Genomic DNA, 24,561 nt, shown 5'->3' with positions numbered 1-24,561 from the left:
TGACTCTGCGAAGCTACTTGGACTCCACCGGTACCATCACATCGATCACCGCCGGCGCCACCTTCGCCGTCACCGGAGTCTTCGCCAGCACCTCGCCGTCGATCGAGATCGGCAGCGACGGCTCGGTCGCCACGCGCAGCGATTGTCCGCGGAACGTCACCGTATCCTCCTTGCGCGCCTCCAGCCGCAGCACCGAGGCCGCCCAGTTCCGCACCAGCCGTGACTTGGTCGGGCCCTTCACCACCTGCACCACGATCTCGCCCGAGGCGACCCCGGCTTCGTCGACCAGCTCGGTACCGCCATGGAACGGGCCGTTGGAAATCCGCACCTCCACCGCGCGAAGCCGCTGGGCGCTGGCGCCTTCGCCGACGATCACCGTGAACGGCTTGAACTTCACGAATTGCAGCGCGGCCCAGCTGAGATACCCCATCCGCCCGAACCAGCGCTTGGCGTTGTGCGGCACGGTCTGGGCGATCTGCGGCGACAGGCCGATCGCGGCGGTGCTGGCGTAATAGTCGTCGTCGATCATGCCGAGGTCGATCCGCTTGGGCCGCCCCTGCAGAATGGCGTCGATGGCGCCGTCCACGTCGAGCGGAATGCCCAGCGACCGCGCGAAGCTGTTCGCGGTCCCCAAGGGAAGCACGCCCAGCGTCACGCCCTTGCCGACCAGCGTGTCTACCAGGCCGCTGATCGTGCCGTCTCCGCCGCCCAGGATCACCAGCTCGGGCTTCTTCGCCAGCACCTCCTCCAGCACCGCCTCTAGCCGGTCGGGATCGTCGACGGCATGCGCGTCGACCGGCATGTCCTGCTCGCCGAAGCGGGCACAGGCGCGGTCGAACCAGTCCTGGCCGTGGCGGGACTTGGTATTGACGACCATTGCCGCCGATCGGAACTGCATGGGTACCCCTTGAATGATGACGGGCCCGTAACGCATCGGCGCGGCGATCGGGTCCGTACCCCCTGTTCCAGCGGACAGGTCGCCTTTCGCGAGACTTGCGCGTTTGTGCGCCCATGCCTGCCCCCGTCCTGCTCTGGCTCCGCCGCGACCTCCGCCTTGCCGACCAACCTGCGCTCCTGGCCGCGATCGAGGAAGGCCCGGTCGTCCCGGTCTATGTGCTCGACGACGAGACCGCCAAGCACCGCGCGATGGGCGGCGCCTCGCGCTGGTGGCTGCACAACAGCCTGGCGGCGCTCGACGCGGCGCTGCGTGATAAAGGATCGCGGCTGATCCTGCGGCGCGGCAAGAGCGAGGAGGCACTGGCGCAGCTTGCCGAGGAGACCGGCGCGACGACGATCCACTGCATCCGCCATTACGAGCCCTGGTGGCGCAATGCCGAGCGGGCGGTCGCCAAGCAACTGAAATTGTGCTGCCACGACGGCAATTATCTGCTGCCGCCGGGTTCGGTGACGACGGGCGCCGGCAAGCCCTACAAGATCTTCACGCCCTCCTGGCGAGCGCTCCGCGAACGCTTGCCCCCGGCGCCGCCTACCCGCGTTCCGTCGAAGATCGATGCACCGTCCAAATGGCCGAAGAGCGACAAGCTGGAAGACTGGGACCTGCTCCCGACCAAGCCCGACTGGGCCGGCGGCTTCCGCGAGGAATGGACACCGGGCGAGGCCGGGGCGCACAAGCGGCTGCGGCGCTTTCAGGACCACGCCGCGCGCTATGACGATACCCGCAACCTGCCCTCGATCGAAGGCAGCTCGCGCCTCTCGCCGCACCTCCATTTCGGCGAGGTCTCCCCGGCGCAGGTCTGGCATGCAGTGGAGGATGCGGGCGGGCAGGTGGAGGAGTATCTGCGCGAGCTGGGCTGGCGCGACTTCACCCAGAACCTGATCTGCCAGTTCCCCGACTATGCCGCCAAGAACGGCCGTTCCGCCTTCGACAAGATGGAATGGCGGAGCGGCCGGGATGCCAAGGCCGATCTGCGCGCCTGGCAGCGCGGCCAGACCGGCTACCCGATCGTCGACGCGGGCATGCGCCAGCTCTGGGCGACCGGCTGGATGCACAACCGCGTGCGGATGATCGCTGCCAGCTTCCTGATCAAGCATCTGCTGATCGACTGGCGCGAGGGCGAGCGCTGGTTCTGGGACACGCTGGTCGACGCCGATTACGGCAACAACGCGGTCAACTGGCAGTGGGTCTCGGGATCGGGCGTCGATTCGAGCCAGTGGAGCCGGGTGATGGCACCGCTCACCCAGTCCGAGAAGTTCGATGCGGCGGGCTATATCCGGCAATGGGTGCCCGAACTAGCCAAGCTGCCCGACGCCGCGATCCACGATCCGGATGCGGCCGGATGCCGCCCTGCCGCCTATCCGCCCAAGCGCATCGACCACCGCGAGGCGCGGGAGCGCGCGCTCGCGGCAGGCCGGGCGGTTCGCTGAGGGGCCTCAGCCGCAGCGGGCGTCGGTGATCGTGCCGGCCGCGTCGACGTGGAGGTTCAGCCGGTCGATGCGGAAGTCCATCGTCACCGCCGAGCCCGGCTCGATCCAGCGCACGCGCTTGGCGCCCGAGCGGGCCAGCGCATCGGCCTCGATCGCGGGCGAGCGCTGCTTGCCCTTGAGGTCCAGCACCCGGTTGGCGTCGCATTCGACCATCGCGGGCATCGGTTCGGCCTTCTTCTGCGGCGCACAGCCGGCGGCGGCACCGGCAAGGGCGAGGAAGGTGAGGGCGCGGATCACGCCGGGTCCTCCGTGCGGGTCATCTTGAGCTTGCCGTTGCGCACCGCGAAGCCGAGCTGGCCTTCCACCAGCGCGAGCGCATCGCGTCCGAACTGCTCGTAACGCCAGCCTTCGAGGATCGGCAGGTCCTTGCGGACCCCGGCGGCGAGCGCCTCGAGATCCTCCGACCGCGCGAGCAGGCGGGGGGCGACGTTGACTTCCTTTGCGCGGATCTTGAGCAGCAGCTTGAGCAGATCGGCGACCAGCGCGCCGTCCTTGCCGAGCGACGGCTTGCGCTCCTCGCGGCCGGGCATCTCGTCGGCCGGCATCGGCTTCGACTCGGCGATCGCCGCCATCATCCGTCCGCCGATATCGTTGCCCGCCCAGGCGGCAGAGAGGCCGCGCACCTTGGCGAGATCGCTCTGCTTGCGCGGCGGGTTGGCGGCGATGTCGGCGAGCGTCTCGTCCTTGACGATGCGGCCGCGCGGCAGGTCCTTGCCCTGCGCTTCCAGCTCGCGCCAGCGGGCCAGCGCCTTGAGCCGGCCGAGCACCTCGGGCTTGCGGCTGTTGATGCGGACGCGCTGCCACACCTGGTCGGGATCGTTGCGGTAGTTCTCGGGGTCGGAGATGCGCTCCATCTCCTGGTCCAGCCACACGCCGCGGCCGGACTTGCGCAGCTTCTCCAGCATCTTGGGGAAGATCGCGGAGAGGTGGGTGACATCGGCGATGGCATAGTCGATCTGGCGCTTGTCGAGCGGGCGGCGCGCCCAGTCGGTGAAGCGGGCGCCCTTGTCGACGACGATGCCGAGATATGTGTCGACGAGGTTGGAATAGCCGATCTGCTCGCCCTGGCCGAGCGCCATCGCGGCGACCTGGGTGTCGAACATCGGGTGCGGGGTCTTGCCGGTGAGGTTGTAGACGATCTCGATGTCCTGGCCGCCGGCATGGAACACCTTGAGCACGTCCTCATTCTTGACGAGCAGGTCGAGCAGGGGCCCCATGTCGAGATCCGGGTTCATCGGATCGATCGCCGCGGCCTCCTTGTCGTTCGCCACCTGGATCAGGCAGAGCTCGGGCCAGTAGCTGTTTTCCCGCATGAACTCGGTATCGACCGTGATGAAGTCGGACTTCGCGAGGCGTTTGCAGAGATCGGCGAGGGTGACGCTATCTTCGATCAGACCATGAATGTGCATCGGATGCCCATATACCGGTCTTCGGGTTGACAAAAGTGGGGTGTGACCGGAATGCGCGCGGTCATAGTGTTTCAATATCGTCGCGCCGGCCCGATCCGGCACCGCCCCACCGGGCGGCGATGACGACAAGGTGAGAAGAACCGCAATATGCACGCCTATCGCACCCACACCTGCGCCCAGCTTCGCTCCGCGGACGTCGGGCAAACCGTCCGCCTGTCGGGCTGGGTGCACCGCAAGCGCGACCATGGCGACCTGGTGTTCGTCGACCTGCGCGACCATTACGGGATCACCCAGATCGTCACCGACGCGAGCGGCCCGGCCTTCGAGGCGATCGAGTCGCTGCGTTCCGAATCGGTGATCACCGTCACCGGCACGGTCGTCGCGCGCGATGCCAGCGTGGTGAACCCGAACCTGCCGACCGGCGAGATCGAGGTCCGCGCCGCCGAGGTGACCGTCCAGTCGGCCGCCGCCGATCTGCCGATGCCGGTGTTCGGCGAGCAGGAATATCCCGAAGAGATCCGCCTGCGGAACCGCTATCTCGATCTGCGCCGCGAGAAGGTCCACAAGAACATCCTGCTGCGCTCGAACGTGATCGCGTCACTCCGCCGCCGGATGATCGACCAGGGCTTCACCGAGTTCCAGACCCCGATCCTCACCGCGTCGAGCCCCGAGGGCGCGCGCGACTATCTCGTCCCCAGCCGCGTCCATCCGGGCAAGTTCTATGCGCTCCCGCAGGCGCCGCAGATGTTCAAGCAGCTGCTGATGGTGGCGGGCTTCGACCGCTATTTCCAGATCGCCCCCTGCTTCCGCGACGAGGACGCCCGCGCCGATCGCTCGCCGGGCGAATTCTACCAGCTCGATTTCGAGATGAGCTTCGTCACCCAGGACGACGTGTTCGCCGCGATCGAGCCGGTGCTCCACGGCGTGTTCGAGGAATTCGCCGACTGGGAGGGCATGGGCCGCAGCGTCAGCGCGCTGCCGTTCAAGCGCATCCCGTATCGCGAATCGATGCTCAAGTACGGCAACGACAAGCCGGACCTGCGCAACCCGCTGGTCATCACCGACGTGTCGGAGTTCTTCAAGGGCTCGGGCTTCGGCCGCTTCGCTTCGATCGTCGAGGGCGGCGACGTCGTCCGCGCGATCCCGGCGCCGGGCACGCACGAGAAGAGCCGCAAGTTCTTCGACGACATGAACAGCTGGGCGCAGAGCGAAGGCTTCCCCGGCCTCGGCTATGCGACGCAGAAGGACGGCGTGTTCGGCGGCCCGATCGCCAACAATCATGGCCAGGACGGCATGAAGGCGATGGCCGAGGCGATGGGCCTGGGCCCGAACGACGGCATCTTCTTCGCCGCGGGCAAGGAAGCGCAGGCGGCCAAGCTCGCCGGCCTCGCGCGCACCCGCGCTGCCGAGCAGCTGGAACTGATCGACAAGAAGCGCTTCGAGTTCTGCTGGATCGTCGACTTCCCGATGTTCGAATATGACGAGGACGCGAAGAAGGTCGATTTCAGCCACAACCCCTTCTCGATGCCGCAGGGCGAGCTGGAGGCGCTGGAGACCAAGGATCCGCTCGACATCCTCGCCTACCAGTACGACATCGTCTGCAATGGCATCGAGCTGTCCTCGGGCGCGATCCGGAACCACAAGCCGGAGATCATGTACAAGGCGTTCGAGATCGCCGGCTATACGCAGGCGGATGTCGACACCAACTTCGCGGGCATGATCAACGCCTTCAAGTTCGGCGCGCCGCCGCACGGCGGCTCGGCCCCGGGTGTCGACCGCATCGTGATGCTGCTCGCCGACGAGCCGAACATCCGCGAGGTGATCGCCTTCCCGATGACGCAGAAGGCCGAGGACCTGATGATGCACGCGCCGTCCGCGGTGAGCGACAAGCAGCTCAAGGAACTGCACATCCGCCTGGCGCCGGGCGTCGACGGCCCCAAGGCCGGCTGAGCGGGGCGGGGCGGTCATGCGCGTCGCGGTGTTCAACACCAAGGCCTATGACCGCCGCTTCCTTTCCGAGGCGAACGCCCGCTTCGGCCACGACCTGACCTTCCTCGAACCCCGCCTCGATGTGCTGACCGCCACGCTGGCGGCGGGGCACGAGGCGGTTTGCGTGTTCGTCAATGACGGCGTCGATGCGGACGTGCTGGAGGCGCTGGCCAAGGTCGGCGTGCGGCTGGTGGCGCTGCGTTGCGCGGGCTTCAACAATGTCGACCTTGCGGCGGCGGAGCGGCTGGGCATCACCGTGGTGCGCGTGCCCGCCTATTCGCCGCATGCGGTGGCGGAGTTCACCATCGGGCTGCTGCTCGCGGTGGACCGCCAGATTCCCCGCGCCTGGTCGCGGGTGCGGGAAAACAACTTCGCGCTGGACGGGCTGATCGGTCGCAATCTGCACGGCCGCACCGTCGGGGTGATCGGCACCGGCAAGATCGGCGCGCTGGTCGCCCGCGCGCTGCGCGCCGGCTTCGGCTGCACCGTGCTGGCGAGCGATCTCCACGCCGATCCCGACCTAGAGGCGATCGGCGTTCGCTATGTGCCGCGTGAGGAACTGCTGCGCACCGCCGAGATCCTCACTCTACACTGCCCGCTCACCCCCGACACCCACCGGCTGATCAATGCGCAGGCGATCGCCGAGGCGCGCGACGGGCTGGTGATCGTCAACACCAGCCGCGGCGCGCTGATCGACACGGCCGCGCTGATCGAGGGGCTGAAGTCCCGCAAGATCCGCGCCGTGGCGCTCGACGTGTACGAGCAGGAAGCCGACCTGTTCTTCGAGGACCTGTCGAACGAGATCATCGCCGACGATCAGTTCCAGCGGCTGCTCACCTTCCCCAACGTGCTGGTCACCGGCCATCAGGCCTTCCTCACCGAGGAGGCGCTGTCGGCGATCGCGGAGACGACGCTCGCCAGCATCGCCGACTTTGAAGCCGGCCGCCCGCTCGCCAACCGCGTCGATGCAGCCTTGATCGCGCCTGCACGTTAGGGACTCCCATGACCATCGATCTTTCCGACTACGAGGCCGGCGACCCCTTCGACGGCGATTACGAAATCGAACTCGCCAAGCTGCAGAAGCGGCTGAGCCATATCCAGACTGCGCATATCATCCACAAGCGCCGCGCGATCGTGGCGTTCGAGGGCTGGGACGCGGCGGGTAAGGGGGGCGTGATCAAGCGCCTCACCGCCGAATGGGACCCGCGCTACTATGAGGTGTGGCCGATTTCTGCGCCGACGCAGGAAGAACTCTCGCACCACTTCCTCTGGCGGTTCTGGCAGCGATTGCCCGCCCAGCACAACATCGCGGTGTTCGACCGCACCTGGTACGGCCGCGTGCTGGTCGAGCGGGTGGAGGGCTATGCCAGCGAGACCGACTGGCGGCGCGGCTATGCCGAGATCAACGATTTCGAGGCGCAGCAGGTCAACAACGGCGCGACGCTGATCAAGATCTTCCTGCATGTGACGCAGAAGACTCAGGACAAAAGGCTGCGCGACCGGCTGACCCATCCTTGGAAGCGCTGGAAGACCGGCATGGACGATTTTCGCAATCGCGCGCGGCGGGCGGACTATCTCGATGCGATGCACGAGATGTTCCACGAGACCGATACGCCGCATGCACGCTGGACGGTGATCGACGGGAACAACAAGAAGGCGGCGCGGATCGCGGCGCTGACCGCCATCGCCGAGCAGCTGGAGAAACACGTGCCGATGGTGCCGCCGGAGCTCGACCCGGAGGTCGTGAAGGTGGCGACCGAAGCGCTGGGGAAGTTCTAGCGCTAAATTCCTCCCCGGCACGGGGAGGGGGACCGCCGCCGAAGGCGGTGGTGGAGGGGCCGCGCCGGAGGCGCGGGCGTGCCTGGAGCTTCGGCTGTACCGCCGCTGCCGCGGCGGCCCCTCCACCATGCTTCGCATGGTCCCCCTCTCCGTGCCGGGGAGGATTTAGAAGGTTATGCCGCCGCGAACGTCCCGTCGTTGCCCATCACGTGGAGCACGCCGTCGGCGATCGCGAAATAGGCGCCGTGGAGCGTCAGGTCGCCGGCCGCTTCGCGCTCGGCGACAAAGGGGAAGGTGCGCAGGTTGCGCATCGAGACTCGGACGGTCTCGTGCTCCATCGCCTTCACGGCCTCCGGACCCTCGCCGAATTCGGCGCGGACCTTGTCACGGGCCTCGTCGAGCATGTCGACCCAGTGTGCGATGAAGCCGCCTTCGCCCTGCTCGGCATCGGCGAAGCGTTCGGTCAGCGCGGCGTGCGCGCCGCCGCAGGCACCGTGCCCCATCACCACGATTTCCTGGACCTTGAGCTGTGTCACCGCGAACTCGAGCGCGGCCGAGACGCCGTGGCGTCCGCCATCGGTCTCATAGGGCGGCACGAGATTGGCGACATTGCGCACCACGAAGATCTCGCCCGGCGAGGTATCGAAAATCTGCGCCGGATCGACTCGGCTATCCGAGCAGGCGATCACCATCACCTTGGGACTCTGCCCCTCGGACAGCTCGGCCCAGCGGGCGCGCTGCTGGCTCCAGCCTTCGGTGCGGAAGCGGTGATAGCCGCCGATCAGTTCTTGAAATCCTGCCATATGCCTCGCCTAATCGTCCTTCTGGAGATTGTCGACGGCGACAACGCCGATCGCGCGCTTACGCTCCGTGCAACGCCATGCGCAATTTCCGGGACTGGCGAAATGCGTCCGGGCGCTCTATCTGCCCCCCATGAACGAGCAGACTCCGCTGGCCCGGCCCGAACGCCTCCGCAAGCCCGACTGGATCCGCGTCAAGGCGCCCACGTCCGAAGGGTTCGCCAAGACCCGTGCGCTGATGCGCTCGAAAAACCTCACGACCGTGTGCGAGGAAGCCGCTTGCCCGAACATCGGCGAGTGCTGGACCAAGAAGCACGCAACGGTGATGATCCTGGGCGACGTGTGCACGCGTGCCTGCCGCTTCTGCAACGTCAAGACCGGCATGCCGCGCAAGGTCGATCCGCTCGAGCCGCAGCACGTCGCCGAGGCGGCGGTGCAGATGGGTCTCGAGCATATCGTCATCACCTCGGTAGACCGTGACGATCTGCCCGACGGCGGCGCCAGCCAGTTCGTCAAGGTGATCGAGGCGATCCGCAAGGCGAGCCCGACCACCACGATCGAGATCCTCACGCCTGACTTCCGCAACAAGCACGAAGCCGCCGTCGAGGCGATCGTCGCCGCGCGGCCGGACGTGTACAACCACAATCTCGAGACGGTCCCGAGGCTCTATCCGATGATCCGTCCGGGCGCGCGCTACTATGCGTCGCTGCGCCTGCTGGAGACGGTGAAGCGGCTCGATCCGTCGATCTTCACCAAGTCGGGCATCATGCTGGGTCTGGGCGAGCAGCGCCTGGAAGTGCACCAGGTGATGGACGACATGCGCTCGGCCGACATCGATTTCCTCACCATGGGCCAGTATCTTCAGCCGACGCCGAAGCACGCCAAGGTCGAGGAGTTCGTGACCCCGCAGAACTTCCAGGCCTATGGCGCGATCGCGCGGGCCAAGGGCTTCCTCCAGGTCGCCTCGACCCCGCTCACGCGTTCCAGCTATCACGCCGGCGAGGATTTCGCCGAGATGCGCGCGGCCCGCGAGGCCAAGCTGGCGAAGGCGAGCGCCAAGGCCTGATGCCCAAGCACAGCGAAACCCGGCAACTCCCCTACACGCCGGAACAGATGTTCGATCTGGTGGCCGATGTCGCGCGCTACCCCGAGTTCCTGCCCTGGGTGAGCGCGATGCGCGTACGCTCGTCGAGCGAGACCCAGGTGGTCGCGGACATGATCGTCGGCTTCAAGGGGCTGCGCGAGACCTTCACCTCGCGCGTCACCAAGGCGCGGCCCGAGACCGTCCATGTCGAATATGTCGATGGGCCGCTCAAGCACCTGTCGAACGACTGGAAGTTCCGGCCGGACGGGCAGGGCGGCTGTTACGTCGATTTCTGCGTCGACTTCGCGTTCAAGAACCGGGTGTTCGAGATGCTGGCCGGCCAGGTGTTCGACCGCGCGCTCCGCAAGATGATCGGTGCCTTCGAGGAGCGCGCGGCGAAGCTTTATGCGGCTTCGGGTTCCTCGACCGGTACCTCGGGCGACGGCATCAACAGGTCGAGCGCGCACAACGCCGCCTGAAGGCGGATGCCGCCGCGACCGTTGTCCTCGAAATGGCGTGCGTCGGCGACGACGTGCTTGGGATCGGCGCCGCGGATCGCCTGGGCGAACACGACGGTGCCGACCGGCTTGTTCTCGGTCGCCCCGCCCGGGCCGGCGATGCCGGTGATCGCGACCGCGACATCGGCCTTGGTCCGCTCCAGCACGCCCTGCGCCATGCTCCAGGCGACCGCGATCGAGACCGCGCCGAAGGTTTCGAGCACATCGAGGCTCACCTTCAGCACGTCCATCTTGGCGTCATTGGAATAGGTGACGAACCCGGCGTCGAAGACGTCGGACGAACCCGGCAATTCGGTCAGCGCGGCGGAGACCAGGCCGCCGGTGCAGCTTTCGGCGACGGCGACGCGGCGACCGGCGGCGCGGTTCGCGTCGATGACCTTACGCGCGGCTTCTACGAGCTCGGTGGGAAGAATCGTGTCCATGATGGCGCCCCCTTGCCATTGGATGAAGGGTGTTACGAGTCAGTTCCTTGCAGGCACGCGTACCGTGGCGACAGCCTGCGCCGCCATGCCCTCGCCGCGGCCGGTGAAACCGAGGCGTTCGGTGGTGGTCGCCTTCACGCTCACCTGGCTCGGATCGAGACCGAGGATCGCTGCGATCGAGGCGCGGATCGCCTCGCGATGCGGGCCGATCTTGGGCGCCTCGCAGATCAGGGTCAGATCGATGAAGTCGAGGATGCCGCCCTCGGCCGCGACCAGCGACGCCGCATGTTCGAGGAAGCGAGCCGAGGCCGCCCCGCGCCACTGCGGGTCGCTGGGCGGGAAGTGCATGCCGATATCGCCCGCGCCGATCGTGCCGAGCAGCGCATCGGTGATCGCGTGGAGCGCGACATCGGCGTCGCTATGGCCCGACAGGCCCTTGCTGTGCGGAATGCGCACGCCGCCGAGCCACAGCGCCTCGCCCTCGGCGAAACGATGGACGTCATAGCCGGTGGCGGCGCGGACCCGCATGGCGGCGGCCAGGCGCGTCTCGGCGGCGGCGAAATCGGCGGGATGGGTGATCTTTTCGAGCATCGGATCTCCGGGAACGAGCGCGACCTGGCCGCCGATCGCGCGCAGCATCTGGGCATCGTCGGTCGCCTCCTGATCTTCGGGCCAGCGGCGGTGCGCATCGAGAATGGTGTCGAAGGCGAAGGCCTGCGGAGTCTGGACGCGGTAGAGATCGGCGCGCGGCACGGTGTCGCCGATCAGCGCGCTCTCGCCGCGTACCAGCGTGTCGGTCACGGGGAGGGCAGGGATCGCACCGCCTTCGACATCGAGGCTAGCGAGCAGGTCGTCGATGATCCGCGCCGGAAGAAAGGGCCGGGCGGCGTCGTGGATCAGGACATGGGTGAAGCTGCCGGCGAGCATCGCCTCCAGTCCGTTCCGCACCGACTCGCGGCGCGTGGCGCCGCCGGTGACGAACGGGGTGGTGCCCAGCGCGGCTTCGAGCAGCGCTTCCTGGCCTTCGCCGATCACGGTGAGCACCGCGTCGATCTTCGGGTGGCTGCTCAGCGCCCGGTGGGCATAAGCGAGCAGCGGCTTGCCGCCGAGCAGCGCATATTGCTTGGGCAGGCTGCCCCCGGCGCGGGTGCCGCTGCCTGCGGCGACGAGGATGGCGGCGGTCCTGAACGCGGTCATGGCGGAGCGCCTAGCGAAGTTTGCGGGGCAGCGGTAGGCCTGCGGCGGTCGGGCAATGCTATGTCACGGCGTGCCGGCATTTCTGCGACCTTGCCCTTCCGGCCCCGGATCGCTACATGCGCTGCCTGATTTTCAGGCAGAATTGATGCGCGAACTCGCCCCCATCCAGATCGGCCCCGTAACGGTCAAAGCCCCGGTGCTGCTCGCGCCGATGACCGGCGTTACCGACCTGCCGTTTAGGCGCGCGGTGCGGCGCTTCGGCTCGGGCCTCAACGTCACCGAGATGATTGCCAGCGCCGCCGCGATCCGCGAGACGCGGCAATCGGTGCAGAAAGCGGCCTGGGATCCGATCGAGGAGCCCGTCTCGATGCAGCTCGTCGGCTGCACGCCGCACGAGATGGCCGAAGCGGCCAAGCTCAACGAGGATCGTGGCGCGTCGATCATCGACATCAACATGGGCTGCCCGGTCCGCAAGGTGACCAACGGCGATGCCGGCTCGGCGCTGATGCGCGACCTCGACCATGCCGGCGCGATCATCCGCGCCTGTGTCGACGCGGTGAAGGCACCGGTGACGGTCAAGATGCGGATGGGCTGGGACCTCGACAGCCTCAACGCCCCCGACCTCGCGAAGATCGCCCAGGACCTCGGCGCCAAGCTGGTCACCGTCCATGGCCGCACCCGCAACCAGATGTATCGCGGCAGCGCCGACTGGAGCTTCGTGCGCCGGGTGAAGGACGCGGTCTCAATCCCGGTGATCGTCAACGGCGACATCTGTTCGGTGGCCGATGCGCGCGAGGCGCTGGCGCAGTCGGGTGCGGACGGCGTGATGATCGGCCGCGGCGCCTATGGCAAGCCGTGGATCCTCCGCCAGGTGATGGACGCGCTGACCGGCAAGGGCGACAAGCCCGAGCCCTCGATCGAAGAACAATATCGCGTGATCACCGAGCATTATGTCGAAACCTTGGGCCATTACGGCAACGAGGTGGGCGTCAACATGATGCGCAAGCATCTCGGCTGGTACACCAAGGGGCTGCACGGCTCGGCCGAGTTCCGCAACAAGGTGAACCAGGTCGTCGATCCGGTGAAGGTGCTCGACATGCTGGCGGAGTTCTACGAGCCGTGGCTTTCCCGCGCGGCGGCCTGAAGCGGTTCCGCCCGCAAACCGTCGAAGGACCAAGTTTCGCCGAACTGTTCGGCGCGCTGCCGGTGGCGGTGCTCGTGCTCGATCCGGACGGCCGCATCGCCCATGCCAACCCGGCCTGCGAGGTGCTGCTCAACCACAGCGAGACCAGCATGGTCGGCCAGCCCTATGACGCGGTGCTGCTGCCGCCCGAGGACTATGCCGATCGCCGCGACGGGCGTGGCTTCGCGGCGTTCGACGCCGAGATCGAGGCGGTGCGCGGTTTGCGGTTGCGGGTCGATTTTCTCGAAAGCCAGGTGCCCGATCACCCCGGCTGGCGGATCGTGACGCTCCACCACGCGCCCCAGGCCCGCAAAATGAACCATGGCCTAGACCGCACCGCCGGCGCGCGCGCGGCGATCGGCGCGGCGGCGATGCTGGGGCACGAAATCAAGAATCCCTTGTCCGGCATCCGCGGCGCGGCGCAGCTGCTGCAGAGCGGCGGCGACCCCGAGACCAATGGCGAGCTCACCCGGCTGATCACCACCGAAGTCGATCGCATCGCCGCGCTGATCGACCGGATGCAGGATTTTACCGACACCCGGCCGCTCGACCTCGCGCCGACCAACATCTACCCGCTGCTCGACCATGGCCGCCGCGTGGCGCTGGCCGGGTTCGCGCGCGGGATCGTGATCGAGGAATGGTTCGACCCTTCGCTGCCGCCGGTGCTGGTCGATCGGGATGCGTTCGTGCAGGTGCTGATCAACCTGCTCAAGAACGCGGCGGAGGCGCTGAAGGGCCTGGCCCAGCCGCGGATCATTCTGTCGACCGCGTTCCGCCACGGCATGTCGGTCAACGCGGGTCCCGGCCAGCCGCGCCGGCCGCTGCCGATCGAGATCTGCGTGATGGACAACGGCCCGGGCGCCCCCGCCGATATCGCCGAGCATCTGTTCGAGCCGTTCGTCTCGGGCAAACCGGAGGGCAAGGGGCTGGGGCTCCCCCTCGTCGAGAAACTGGTGCGGGACATGGGCGGGATCGTCCAATATGCCCGCGAACGCGAACCGGAGGTTACGGTGTTCCGCATCCTGTTGCCGCGAGCCACGGCATGACGCCGGGCTCGGTCCTCGTCGTCGACGACGACGCCGCGATCCGCACCGTGGTCGCCGCCGCGCTCAAGCGCGAGGGGCACCGCGTCGCCACCGCCGCGAGCGTCGCCGAGCTGCGCCGCGCGCTCACTACCGGCGTGCCCGACGTGCTGGTCACCGACGTGGTGCTGCCCGACGGCAATGGCCTCGACGTCGTCTCGGGCCTGATGGCCGAACATCCAACGCTGCCTGTGATCGTCTTCTCGGCGCAGAATACGCTGGCGACGGCGGTGCGCGCCACCGAAGTAGGTGCCTTCGACTATCTCCCCAAGCCGTTCGACCTCGATGCGCTGACCCATGCGGTGCAGAGCGCGATGGCCCGCGGCCGCCGCCGCCCGACCGACCAGCCCGATGCCGAGCAGGGCGGGGGTCCGTCGCTGATCGGCCGCTCGCCGGCGATGCAGGAGGTGTACCGGGTGATCGCCCGTGTCGTTTCCAACGACCTCACCGTGCTGATCAGCGGCGAGTCGGGCACCGGCAAGGAGCTGGTCGCCAAGGCGATCCACGATCTCGGGCCCCGTCGCCGTGCGCCCTTCGTCGCGCTCAACATGGCGGCGATACCGCGCGAGCTGATCGAGGCCGAGCTGTTCGGCCATGAGCGCGGCGCCTTCACCGGCGCCCAGGCGCGGGTGGCCGGCAAGTTCGAGCAGGCGGCGGGCGGCACGCTGTTCCTCGACGAGATCGGCGACATGCCGATGGACGCGCAAACGCGGCTGCTTCGCGTGCTCCAGTCCGGCGAGTTCACCACCGTGGGCGGTGCGCGGACGATCCGCGCCGATGTCCGCATCGTCGCGGCGACCAACAAGGACCTGGCGCAACTGGTGCAGGCCGGTCAGTTTCGCGAGGACCTGTTCTACCGGCTCAACGTCGTGCCGATCAGCCTGCCGGCGCTCCGCGAACGTCGCCAGGACATCCCGCTGCTCGCCCGCCATTTCCTCGACCGCGCCGCCGAGGACGGGCTGCCGCGCAAGCAGCTCGACAAGGATGCGGTGGCGCTTCTTGAGACGCTCGACTGGCCGGGCAACGTCCGCGAGCTCGAGAACCTGATGCGCCGTATCGCGGCGCTCTCGCGCGACGAATGGATCGATGCCGCGGCGCTTCGCCGCGCGCTGGGCGACGGCGGCGGCGTGCTGCCGGTCGCCCGCGATGCCGGCATAGAGGCGGCGATCCGCGCCCGGCTGGAGCGGATCGCGCTCGAGGAGCCCCGCGCACTCGACGACGGCACGCTCTACGACCGGATCATCAGCGAGGTGGAGCGACCGCTGATCGAGATGATGCTCGCGCGCCACCAGCAGAACCAGCTGCGCGCGGCGCGGGCGCTGGGCATCAATCGGAACACGCTGCGCAAGCGACTGGATACGCTGGGAATTGCGACGCGCGGGGACGATCCGACAAGCTGACGACACGCGATCTGCGGCAGGCCGATGCTTGCGGGTGACAAATCCGCAATATTATGTGTTCTTTTGGCCACAATCCCTGTGTACACAGGAGGCGATGGTCGCCGTAGCTCCAACGAGTCTCGATAGCCCTGAAGATTGGTCGCGCCCCGGACGGGCGTTTCGGCTGGTCGAGATGCTGGTGGTCGCGCTGGCCGTCGCCACCCCCGTCATCACCTACTGGTTCGTTCGCCAGCATTCCAACCAGCAGCTGTTCAGTCCGGGCGTCGCCGCTGCACTGCTCCTCGTCAACCTGCTCCCATATGTCGCGTTGATCGTCCTGATCGGGCGGCGGATCGCGCTCAAGCGGACCTCGCGGTCGGCACTGGCCGGGGGCGGGCGGCTGCACGTGCGGCTGGTGGCGGTATTCTCGCTGATGGCCAGCGTGCCGATCGTGCTGGCGGTGATTGCCGCCTCGATCATGTTCCAGTCGGGCATCCAGCTCTGGGGATCGGAACGGGCACGCGCTGCGCTCACCTCCACCCAGGCGCTCGCCAACGAGGGCAAGGCGCTGGTGATCCAGCGGTGGAAGGGCGAGGCGCGGCAGATGGTGAGCGACATGCTCGAAATCTCGCCCAAGGTCCCCGAGCGTTCTGCCGTCTTTGAGGACTGGTTCCTCCGCCAGACCTATTTCCGCCAGTTCTTCCAGTCGGTGCTGTTCCGCGTGATCGACGGCAAGCGGGTAGAGGCGCTCTATGCCTATGAGGCACCGTCGGGGCCCACCTTCAAGCGCCGCGTCTCGGGCAAGGTGCTCAATGTGCTGCGCAACGAGGACAGCTACATCAATTACGACTCCGAGATGGTGTGGGTGGTGACACCCGTCGACCGGTCGGCCAACCTGTTCCTGTACGTGGCGACGCCGAACAATGTCGACTTTCTCAACCGGCAGAACCTCGCCTCGGATCGGATCGGGCATGAATATTCGGCGCTGATCGCCCGCTCGCGCTCGCTCCAGTTGCAGTTCAATGCGGTGCTGTTCGGCGTCGCGCTGCTGATCGTGGGCATCGCTACGTGGATCGCGCTGGCGGTGGCAGACCGGCTGGTGCGCCCGGTCGACCAGCTCGTCCAGGCGGCCGGGCAGGTGGCGGACGGCGACCTCAGCGCCCGCGTGCCGACGCCGGAGCGCATCGACGAGATCGCCACGCTCGGCATTGCCTTCAACAGCATGACCGAGCGCCTGCAGGATCAGACCAACGCGCTGGTCACCGCCAATGCCCAGCTCGACAGCCGCCGTGCGCTGATCGAGGCGGTGATGTCAGGCGTGTCGGCGGGTGTGATCGCGATCGGCGGCGACCACCGCGTGCGGCTGATCAACGCCTCGGCGATCGCGCTGTTGCGCAACGCCGCCGAACAACCGGTCGGCCAGCCGCTGGAGGCGCTCGCCCCCGAGCTCGAGACGATGCTGGTCAGCGGCGAGCGCGAGGGGATCGTGCAGATCGCCAGCAGCGGCGAGGCGCGGACGCTCGCGGTAAAGGTCACCACCGACGAGGGCGGCCAGGTGCTCACCTTCGACGACATCACCCAGCAACTCAACGACCAGCGCCGCGCTGCCTGGGCGGACGTCGCCCGCCGCATCGCGCACGAAATCAAGAACCCGCTCACCCCGATCCAGCTCGCCGCCGAGCGGCTCCAGCGCCGCTATGGCAAGCAGGTCGACCAGAGCGACGGCGTGTTCGCGCGGCTGACCGAGACGATCGTCCGCCAGGTCGGCGACCTGCGGCGGATGGTCGACGAATTCTCGTCCTTCGCACGGATGCCCAAGCCGATGTTCCGGCGGGAATCGCTGCTCGACATCGCCCGCCAGGCGATGTTCCTGCACGAAGTCGCGCATCCGGCGCTGCGCTTCACCCTCGACGCGCCCGACCCGGCACCCTCGCTGGTGTGCGATCGCCGCCAGATCGGCCAGGCGCTGACCAACATCGTCAAGAACGCGGTCGAAGCGATTTACGCACGCAACGAGGCGGCTGGGCAGGGGGCGGACCTGCCGCAGGGCGAGGTTCACCTGACCATCCAGCCCGAGGGTGACGACCGACTTGTCCTCACCCTCGCCGACAACGGCGTCGGCCTGCCGGTCGAGCGCGACCGGATCGTCGAGCCCTATATGACGACGCGCAGCCGGGGCACCGGCCTGGGCCTCGCCATCGTCAAGAAGATCGTCGAAGAACATTGCGGCACGATCGGCTTTGCCGACCGCCCCGGCGGCGGCACGCTCGTGACGCTGTGCTTCGATACCGCGATGCTCGCCAGCGTCGCACTCACGGAGACGCCGGACGACGCGAAGGACGCGCGCCCGGCCATGCTCACCCGGATCGGAAGCAGAACATGAGCCTGGACATTCTCGTCGTCGACGACGAGCGCGACATCCGCGAACTGGTAGCCGGCGTGCTGGAGGACGAGGGGTACGCCACCCGCAACGCGGCCGACAGCGACTCGGCGCTGGAGGCGATCGCCGAGCGGCGGCCGAGCCTGGTGCTGCTCGACGTATGGCTACAGGGCTCGCGGCTCGACGGGCTGGAACTGCTCGACGAGATCAAGCGGCGCGATCCCTCGATCCCGGTGCTGGTGATTTCGGGGCACGGCAATCTGGATACTGCGGTGGCGGCGATCCGACGCGGCGCCTCGGACTTCATCGAGAAGCCGTTCGAAGCCGAGCGGCTGCTGCTGATGGTCGCCCGCGCGACCGAAACCGAGCGGCTGCGGCGCGAAGTCGCCTCGCTGCGCGCGGTGACGGGGCGGGGGACCGACCTGCAGGGCACCTCGACCGCGATCAACACGGTGCGCGCCACCCTCAAGCGGGTCGCATCGACCGGCAGCCGCGTGCTGATCACCGGCGGCGCTGGGGTCGGCAAGGAAGTCGCAGCGCGGCTGCTCCATGGCTGGAGCCAGCGTGCCGATGCGCCCTTCGTGATCGTCAGCGCCGCGCGGATGACGCCCGACCGGGTCGATGACGAACTGTTCGGTGTCGAGGAGAGCGGCGATCTCGTCCGCCCCGGTCTGCTCGAACAGGCGCATGGCGGCACGCTGTTCCTCGACGAGATCGCCGACATGCCGGTCGCCACCCAGGCGCGCATCCTGCGCGTGCTGACGGATCAGAGCTTCAGCCGCGTCGGCGGCACCCGCGTGGTGAAGGTGGACGTCCGCGTCGTCTCTGCCACCGCGCGCGACCTGATGGCGGAGATCGCCGCCGGCCGCTTCCGCGAGGATCTCTATTACCGGCTCAACGTGGTGCCGGTGCCGATCCCGGCACTCACCGATCGCCGCGAGGACATCCCCGCGCTGGTCGAGCATTATGTGGCGCACTATGCCTCCGAGCGGCGCGTACCGACGCCGGAAATCGCCGCCGATGCGATGGTCGCGTTGCAGAGCTATGACTGGCCGGGCAATGTCCGCCAGCTGCGCAACGTCGTCGAGCGCACCGTGATCCTGGCCCCCGGCGACCGGATCGGCCGGATCGACGTCGACCTGCTGCCCCCCGAGGTGCTGGGCCGCCAGAGTGACGGCGGCAGCGGCATGGCGTCGAACGCGATCATGGGCGCCCCGCTCAAGGAAGCGCGCGAGAGCTTCGAGCGCGAATATCTGCGGGTGCAGATCCGCCGCTTCTCGGGCAACATCTCGCGCACCGCGAGCTTCATCGGGATGGAGCGCTCGGCGCTGCACCGCAAGCTCAAGCTGCTCGGCATCACCGACGCCCGCGAGGATTGAGCCGCTATGGACGGAAGCGTCCGGAGGTCCTAGATTGGATCCCGGCGCCAGGGTGGCGCCGACCCTGACGCCGGGAACGGCGCACCGCGGGACAAATCCCGCCAAAAATAAGTGGAGCCACCATATGGCAGAGAAGCAGACTTCGCTTCAGGACCTGTTCCTCAACTCACTGCGCCGGTCGAAGACGCCGGTGACGATGTTCCTCGTCAAGGGCGTCAAGCTCCAGGGAATCGTCACCTGGTTCGATAATTTTTCGGTGCTGCTCCGCCGCGACGGCCAGTCGCAGCTGATCTACAAGCATGCCATTTCCACCATCATGCCCTCGGGTCCGATGGACCTTGCCGCGCTGCTGACGGCGGCGGGCGAGTATCAGCACAAGAACCCCGTGCTGCAGGAAATCTTCCTGAACGCGGTGCGCAAGCAGCAGGAAAACGTCACCATGTTCCTGGTGAACGGCGTGATGCTGCAGGGCCAGATCGCCGCGTTCGACCTGTTCTGCATGCTGCTCCAGCGCGAGGGCATGGCCCAGCTGGTCTACAAGCATGCGGTTTCCACCGTGCAGCCCGCCCACCCGCTGAACCTCGCCGAGGAAACCAACGGCGGCGACGAGGATTGATCCTCGCATGAGCACTGGTTTCGAGCGCGACCCCGACGAATTCGCGCGGGGCGCACGCGCGCTCGTCGTCTATCCGGACATGGGCGGAAGCTCGCGCGATGCCGAGGCGCGGCTGGAGGAAACGGCCGGCCTCGCGGCGGCGATAGGCGTCGACGTGGTCGAGCGCGTTGCCGTCCGGCTGCGCCAGCCCAAGCCGGGCACGCTGATCGGATCGGGCCAGGTGGAAGCCCTGGCCGAAACGGTCCGCGACGGCGAACTCCAGCTCGCGGTATTCGATGCGGCGCTGACGCCGGTGCAGCAGCGCAATCTCGAGACCGCGCTCGGCTGCAAGGTGATCGACCGCACCGGCCTGATCCTCGAAATCTTCGGCGAGCGCGCGCGCACGGCCGAAGGCCGGTTGCAGGTCGAACTCGCCCACTTGGACTATCAGGCGGGCCGGCTGGTGCGCAGCTGGACCCACCTCGAGCGCCAGCGCGGCGGCTTCGGCTTTCTCGGCGGCCCGGGCGAGACCCAGATCGAGGCCGACCGCCGGCTGATCCGCGACCGCATGGCGCGGCTGCGGCGCGAGCTCGACCAGGTCAGCCGCACCCGCACGCTCCACCGCGATCGGCGCCAGCGCGCGCCCTGGCCGGTGGTGGCGCTGGTCGGCTATACCAATGCTGGCAAGTCGACGCTGTTCAACCGGCTGACCGGTGCCGAGGTGATGGCGGAGAACCTGCTGTTCGCGACGCTCGACCCGACGCTGCGCCAGATCGCGTTGCCGGGGATCGACAAGGCGATCCTGTCGGACACCGTGGGCTTCGTCTCCGAACTGCCGACCCAGCTGGTCGCCGCGTTCAAGGCGACGCTGGAAGAGGTGGTCTCGGCCGACCTGCTGATCCATGTCCGCGACATCGCCCATCCCGACACCGAGGCGCAGCGCGTCGACGTGGAGAAGGTGCTCCAGGAAATAGGCGTGTCCGAGCAGACGCCGCGCTTCGAGGCGTGGAACAAGCTCGACCTGCTCGACGACGAGCAGCGCGAAGAAGTGCTGGCGATGGCCGCGCGTCGGACCGATGAGGTGCGGGTGATCTCGGCGCTGACCGGGGAGGGTGTCGACTCGCTGATCGAGGCGGTCGCCGGACGGCTGACCGAGGGGCATCGTCGCTACACGCTGCGGCTGGATCCTGCCGATGGCGCGGCTGCGGCTTGGCTGCACCAGCATGGCGATGTGATCGACCAGCATATCGAGGACGAGCAGGCGGTCTACGAAGTCCGCATGGCGCCGCGCGATTACGAGCGGTTCGTCACGCGGGGGTAGGGCGGTCGTCTGCCTCCTTGCCCCGATCTGGTGTGAACCTCGTCATCCCGGCGAAAGCCGGGATCCATTGGCACTACGTCGCGGCTCTTTCCGAAAGCGAGAGGCGAATGGATCCCGGCTTTCGCCGGGATGACAGCTAAGAGGTGGGAAGCCGTTAGAAGCTGGTGCCCTTCACCCCCGCTTCACCACCTGCCAAAGCGCTTCCTTTCCCTCCAGGTCCAGCCCGACGAACGCCTCGCCCGCGCGTTCTTCCATCGCCTTGAAGCGCCGCTCGAACTTGCCGTTCGCCGCTCGCAGTGCCGCTTCGGGCTCGACCCCCAACTTGCGGGCATAGTTCACGACCGCAAACAGCAGGTCGCCCACCTCTTCGGCGCGGTGGGCGTCGTTCTCGGCCGTCTCGACCTCTTCCAGTTCCTCCAGGATCTTCGCCCGCGCGCCGCTGGCGTCCGGCCAGTCGAACCCGGTGCGCGCCGCCCGCTTCTGGAGCTTCTCGGCGCGGAGCAGCGCGGGCAGGCCGATCGCCACCCCGTCGAGCGCGCTCGATGCGCCCTTGGCACCGCGTTCCTCGGCCTTGATGACTTCCCAGAGATGGTGTCCTCCCTCGGCCACGTCGCCGAAGATATGCGGGTGGCGGCGCTCCATCTTGTCGCTGATCGAAGTGACGACGTCCGCGAGTGCGAACTGTCCGGCTTCCTCGGCGATGCGGCTATGGAACACCACCTGGAGCAGCAGGTCGCCCAATTCGTCCTTCAGCTCGGCGATGTCGCCGCGCTCGATCGCGTCGGCGACCTCATAGGCTTCTTCGATCGTATAGGGCGCGATCGTCTCGAAGGTCTGCGCCACGTCCCATTCGCAGCCGCGCTCGGGATCGCGCAGGCGCTCCATGATGGCGACCAGGCGGTCTATGCCGGTGGGGGACGTCATGCAAAAGGCCTCCTGAACGCGGGTGCGGACAGGAGGCCTTTGGAGGTCGCGGGCGGCTTAGGCAAGCCGCGCGGGTTCAGTCGAGGCGGCGACCGAGCTCCTTGTTGAAGTAGAGCGCGATCAGCGTGCCGGCAGCGCCCGAGAGCAGGTACAGGCCCGAGGCGATCACCCCCCAATTCGCTGCCAGCAGCAGCGCGGCGAGCGGCGCGAAGCCGGCACCGAACAGCCAGGCGAGATCCGAGGTCAGCGCCGCCCCGGTGTAGCGCGCCCGCTTCGGGAAGTTGCTGGCGACCGCACCCGAGGACTGGCCGAACGCCAGGCCGAGCAGGATGAAGCCGAGCACCATGAACACCGTCTCACCTGCATTGCCGCGCTCGAGCAACTGCGGCGCGAAGCCCGAATAGGCGGCGATCGCGGCGGCGGTATAGCCGAGCAGCGAGCGACGACCTATCCGGTCGGCGAGGATGCCCGAGATCACGATCGCGACCAGACCGCAGGCGGCGGCACCGACTTCGATCAGCAGGAAGCGGGTGAGGTCCTCGTTGGTGTACAGCGCGATCCACGAGAGCGGGAACACGGTGACCATGTGGAACAGCGCGAAGCTCGCCAGCGGTGCGAAGGCGCCGATGATGATGTTGCGCCACTGCGCCTTGATCGTCGCGGTGACGCGCGAAGGGGTTAGTTCGCGGCTCTCGAACAGCTTCACATATTCGGGCGCCACCACCATGCGCAGGCGGGCGAACAACGCCACCACGTTAAGCGCAAAGGCGACGAAGAACGGATAGCGCCAGCCCCAGCTCATGAAGTCGGCCGAGTCGAGCGCGCTGACGAAATAGGCGAACAGGCCGCTCGCCACCATCAGCCCGAGCGGCGCGCCGAGCTGCGGCACCATCGCATACCAGCCACGACGCGAGGCCGGGGCATTCAGCGCCAGAAGCGAGGCGAGGCCGTCCCAGGCGCCGCCCAGCGCCAGGCCCTGCAGTACGCGGAGCGCCGCCAGCAGGATCGCCGACCAGATGCCGACCTGCTCGTAGCCGGGGAGGAACGCCATGGTGACGGTCGCGGTGCCGAGCAGGAACAGCGCGAGGGTGAGCTTCGCGCCGCGTCCATGACGGCGGTCAATGCGCATGAAGATCTGCGTGCCGATAGGACGGGCGATGAAAGCAAGCGGGAAGAGGGCGAACGACCAGAGCGTGCCGGTCACGCGATCCATGTAGGGAAACACCAGCGCCGGGAAGACCAGCACCGAAGCGATCGCGTAGACGAAGAAGTCGAAGAACTCGGATGTTCGTCCGATGATCACGCCGATGGCGATATCGCCGGGGCGGAGGTGATCGTCACCGTGTGAGGTGTTGATCAGGCGGGCGTCATGTTCGATCTGCGTCGAACCAAGCTGAGCATTGGCCATGGGGATATGTCTACCGCAAAGCTTTGGGGAAAGCACCTAGGGAAACTCTCGGGTTGCAGCCATGGGACAAATTGTCCTATTTCGCACCCGCACAACCCCTCCTAACTCGCGGCCGCTATGTTTCGATCCATGACCCCGTTTCGTCGTGCCCTCAGGCCGACGGCCCTGATCGCTACCCTCGCTGCCCCGCTGATCCTCGGCGGGTGCGACCTTGTCGTGATGAATCCATCCGGCGATGTTGCACGGCAGCAGGCCGACCTGATCCTCTGGTCGGTATTTTTGATGCTGCTCATCATCGTGCCGGTGATGATCCTGACGGTGGTTTTCGCGTTCAAATATCGCGCGAGCAACACCGAGTCGGAGTATGCTCCGGACTGGGATCACTCGACCCGGATCGAGCTGGTGATCTGGTCGGCACCGCTGCTGATCATCATCGCGCTCGGCGCACTGACCTGGCTCACGACGCACCAGCTGGACCCGTATCGTCCGCTGGACCGCATCGCGCCGGGTAAGCCGATCCCGGCAGGCCAGAAGCCGCTGGAGATCCAGGTCGTCTCGCTCGACTGGAAGTGGCTGTTCATCTATCCAGAACAGGGCGTCGCCACGGTCAACGAGCTGGTGCTGCCGGCCGATCGCCAGGTCCGCTTCCGCCTGACCTCGTCGAGCGTGATGAACACCTTCTACGTGCCGGCGCTGGCGGGCATGATCTACACGATGCCGGGCATGGAAACGAAGCTCCACGCGGTGATGAACCGCGTCGGCACCTTCGAGGGCCAGAGCGCCAACTATAGCGGCGCCGGCTTCTCCTACATGCACTTCCCGACCCAGTCGGTGGACGCCGCGGGCTTCGACCAGTGGGTCGCCAAGACCAAGGCTTCGGCCCAGGCGCTCGACACCGCCCAGTATCTCACGCTCGAAAAGCCGAGCGAGAAGGTGCCGGCGATGCACTTCGGCACGGTCGAGGGCGGCCTGTTCGATCGCATTGTCCAGATGTGCGTGAAGCCGGGCACCGCCTGCGGTCACGGCATGATGCACCATAGTGCGGGTGCCCAGGAAGTCGCGCCTGCGGTAAATGATCGCCCGGGCGAAGGCGCCGACGGGGCGCTGATGAAGTCGCCGGACGAGATGAAGATCAGTCCGCACCTGACCCATCCGCACGGCGCTCCCGCCGGCCACAGCGAACCCGGCGCGGATTCGAACCGTAACATGACCTGCATGGACGCGCCGGCCTATCCCGGCCACGCGGCGGCGGGCGAGGCTTGAGCAC

At 67.5% G+C, this 24,561-nt stretch carries 22 protein-coding genes; 14 read left to right on the top strand and 8 right to left on the bottom strand.

Annotated elements, in window-relative coordinates; translation table 11 throughout:
- Positions 1 to 13: 13 nt before the first annotated feature.
- The gene (locus ABIC65_RS03585) at positions 14 to 898 is read right to left on the bottom strand and encodes a diacylglycerol/lipid kinase family protein (RefSeq protein ID WP_354306795.1); all 885 of its coding nucleotides are present in this window, start codon (positions 896 to 898) and stop codon (positions 14 to 16) included.
- 113 nt (positions 899 to 1,011) lie between these two features.
- On the opposite strand from ABIC65_RS03585, the gene ABIC65_RS03580 reads away from it, so the two are divergent.
- Positions 1,012 to 2,385, top strand: a complete 1,374-nt coding sequence (locus ABIC65_RS03580; RefSeq protein ID WP_354306794.1) for a cryptochrome/photolyase family protein — start codon at positions 1,012 to 1,014, stop codon at positions 2,383 to 2,385.
- 6 nt (positions 2,386 to 2,391) lie between these two features.
- On the opposite strand, the gene ABIC65_RS03575 is transcribed toward ABIC65_RS03580, so the two are convergent.
- Both ABIC65_RS03575 and rnd read right to left on the bottom strand, forming a co-directional pair.
- Entirely contained in the window at positions 2,392 to 2,682 is a 291-nt protein-coding gene (locus ABIC65_RS03575; RefSeq protein WP_354306792.1) for an I78 family peptidase inhibitor, read from the bottom strand.
- Entirely contained in the window at positions 2,679 to 3,854 is a 1,176-nt protein-coding gene (gene rnd, locus ABIC65_RS03570) for a ribonuclease D (protein WP_354306791.1), read from the bottom strand. Before rnd ends, ABIC65_RS03575 begins: the two co-directional genes overlap by 4 nt.
- Before the next feature lie 147 nt (positions 3,855 to 4,001).
- Here rnd and aspS point away from each other — a divergent pair, with 147 nt between their 5' ends.
- Genes aspS through ABIC65_RS03555 form a run of 3 tightly spaced genes read left to right on the top strand, consistent with a single transcriptional unit; the run spans position 4,002 to position 7,622 of the window.
- Positions 4,002 to 5,804, top strand: coding sequence for an aspartate--tRNA ligase (aspS, locus tag ABIC65_RS03565; RefSeq protein ID WP_354306789.1), 1,803 nt, complete (start codon positions 4,002 to 4,004; stop codon positions 5,802 to 5,804).
- 16 nt (positions 5,805 to 5,820) lie between these two features.
- A complete protein-coding gene (locus ABIC65_RS03560; protein WP_354306788.1) occupies positions 5,821 to 6,837 on the top strand; it encodes a 2-hydroxyacid dehydrogenase in 1,017 nt (338 codons plus the stop codon).
- An 8-nt stretch (positions 6,838 to 6,845) separates the two neighbouring features.
- The gene (locus ABIC65_RS03555) at positions 6,846 to 7,622 is read left to right on the top strand and encodes a polyphosphate kinase 2 family protein (RefSeq protein ID WP_354306786.1); all 777 of its coding nucleotides are present in this window, start codon (positions 6,846 to 6,848) and stop codon (positions 7,620 to 7,622) included.
- Between the two features lie 173 nt (positions 7,623 to 7,795).
- Here the strand turns inward: ABIC65_RS03555 and ABIC65_RS03550 are convergent, their stop codons facing one another.
- Complete coding sequence (locus ABIC65_RS03550) at positions 7,796 to 8,425, bottom strand: carbonic anhydrase (protein WP_354306784.1); 630 nt, start codon at positions 8,423 to 8,425, stop codon at positions 7,796 to 7,798.
- A 130-nt stretch (positions 8,426 to 8,555) separates the two neighbouring features.
- Between ABIC65_RS03550 and lipA the strand changes: the two genes are divergently transcribed.
- Positions 8,556 to 9,488 carry a lipoyl synthase gene (gene lipA, locus ABIC65_RS03545; protein ID WP_093292634.1) on the top strand — a complete coding sequence of 311 codons (933 nt, stop codon included), beginning with the start codon at positions 8,556 to 8,558 and terminating at the stop codon, positions 9,486 to 9,488.
- Positions 9,488 to 9,985 (top strand): type II toxin-antitoxin system RatA family toxin, encoded by a 498-nt coding sequence (locus tag ABIC65_RS03540; protein ID WP_064312871.1) that lies wholly within the window; start codon positions 9,488 to 9,490, stop codon positions 9,983 to 9,985. Before lipA ends, ABIC65_RS03540 begins: the two co-directional genes overlap by 1 nt.
- On the opposite strand, the gene ABIC65_RS03535 is transcribed toward ABIC65_RS03540, so the two are convergent.
- Both ABIC65_RS03535 and ABIC65_RS03530 read right to left on the bottom strand, forming a co-directional pair.
- Positions 9,910 to 10,446: a CinA family protein gene (locus ABIC65_RS03535; RefSeq protein ID WP_093292630.1), complete on the bottom strand. Its 537-nt coding sequence runs from the start codon at positions 10,444 to 10,446 to the stop codon at positions 9,910 to 9,912. The genes ABIC65_RS03540 and ABIC65_RS03535 overlap by 76 nt on opposite strands.
- 39 nt (positions 10,447 to 10,485) lie before the next feature.
- Positions 10,486 to 11,643 carry a bifunctional 2-C-methyl-D-erythritol 4-phosphate cytidylyltransferase/2-C-methyl-D-erythritol 2,4-cyclodiphosphate synthase gene (locus tag ABIC65_RS03530; protein ID WP_354306781.1) on the bottom strand — a complete coding sequence of 386 codons (1,158 nt, stop codon included), beginning with the start codon at positions 11,641 to 11,643 and terminating at the stop codon, positions 10,486 to 10,488.
- Positions 11,644 to 11,788: 145 nt separating this feature from the next.
- Here ABIC65_RS03530 and dusB point away from each other — a divergent pair, with 145 nt between their 5' ends.
- The 7 genes from dusB (at position 11,789) to hflX (ending at position 20,962) form a co-directional block, all read left to right on the top strand.
- Complete coding sequence (gene dusB, locus ABIC65_RS03525) at positions 11,789 to 12,787, top strand: tRNA dihydrouridine synthase DusB (protein ID WP_354306780.1); 999 nt, start codon at positions 11,789 to 11,791, stop codon at positions 12,785 to 12,787.
- Positions 12,763 to 13,872, top strand: a complete 1,110-nt coding sequence (locus ABIC65_RS03520; protein ID WP_354306778.1) for a two-component system sensor histidine kinase NtrB — start codon at positions 12,763 to 12,765, stop codon at positions 13,870 to 13,872. Before dusB ends, ABIC65_RS03520 begins: the two co-directional genes overlap by 25 nt.
- Positions 13,869 to 15,308 carry a nitrogen regulation protein NR(I) gene (gene ntrC, locus ABIC65_RS03515; RefSeq protein WP_354306776.1) on the top strand — a complete coding sequence of 480 codons (1,440 nt, stop codon included), beginning with the start codon at positions 13,869 to 13,871 and terminating at the stop codon, positions 15,306 to 15,308. Before ABIC65_RS03520 ends, ntrC begins: the two co-directional genes overlap by 4 nt.
- A gap of 94 nt (positions 15,309 to 15,402) precedes the next feature.
- Positions 15,403 to 17,670: a sensor histidine kinase NtrY-like gene (locus ABIC65_RS03510; RefSeq protein ID WP_354306774.1), complete on the top strand. Its 2,268-nt coding sequence runs from the start codon at positions 15,403 to 15,405 to the stop codon at positions 17,668 to 17,670.
- Positions 17,667 to 19,046 carry a nitrogen assimilation response regulator NtrX gene (gene ntrX / locus ABIC65_RS03505; protein ID WP_354306772.1) on the top strand — a complete coding sequence of 460 codons (1,380 nt, stop codon included), beginning with the start codon at positions 17,667 to 17,669 and terminating at the stop codon, positions 19,044 to 19,046. Before ABIC65_RS03510 ends, ntrX begins: the two co-directional genes overlap by 4 nt.
- Positions 19,047 to 19,110: 64 nt before the next feature.
- A complete protein-coding gene (gene hfq / locus ABIC65_RS03500) occupies positions 19,111 to 19,662 on the top strand; it encodes an RNA chaperone Hfq (RefSeq protein ID WP_277600097.1) in 552 nt (183 codons plus the stop codon).
- Positions 19,663 to 19,669: 7 nt separating this feature from the next.
- A complete protein-coding gene (gene hflX / locus ABIC65_RS03495; RefSeq protein ID WP_354306771.1) occupies positions 19,670 to 20,962 on the top strand; it encodes a GTPase HflX in 1,293 nt (430 codons plus the stop codon).
- Positions 20,963 to 21,133: 171 nt separating this feature from the next.
- On the opposite strand, the gene mazG is transcribed toward hflX, so the two are convergent.
- Positions 21,134 to 21,886: a nucleoside triphosphate pyrophosphohydrolase gene (gene mazG, locus ABIC65_RS03490; protein ID WP_354306769.1), complete on the bottom strand. Its 753-nt coding sequence runs from the start codon at positions 21,884 to 21,886 to the stop codon at positions 21,134 to 21,136.
- Between the two features lie 76 nt (positions 21,887 to 21,962).
- Entirely contained in the window at positions 21,963 to 23,294 is a 1,332-nt protein-coding gene (locus ABIC65_RS03485) for an MFS transporter (RefSeq protein WP_354306767.1), read from the bottom strand.
- Between the two features lie 129 nt (positions 23,295 to 23,423).
- Here ABIC65_RS03485 and cyoA point away from each other — a divergent pair, with 129 nt between their 5' ends.
- On the top strand, positions 23,424 to 24,557 hold the full coding sequence (gene cyoA, locus ABIC65_RS03480) for a ubiquinol oxidase subunit II (RefSeq protein WP_354306765.1): 1,134 nt from the start codon (positions 23,424 to 23,426) through the stop codon (positions 24,555 to 24,557).
- Positions 24,558 to 24,561 lie beyond the last annotated feature (4 nt).

The sequence above is a fragment of the Sphingomonas trueperi genome (assembly GCF_040545665.1).
Taxonomy (GTDB): Bacteria; Pseudomonadota; Alphaproteobacteria; order Sphingomonadales; family Sphingomonadaceae; genus Sphingomonas; species Sphingomonas trueperi_B.
Note: the sequence above shows the minus strand (reverse complement) of the source record. Positions and strands in the feature narration are given on the sequence as shown.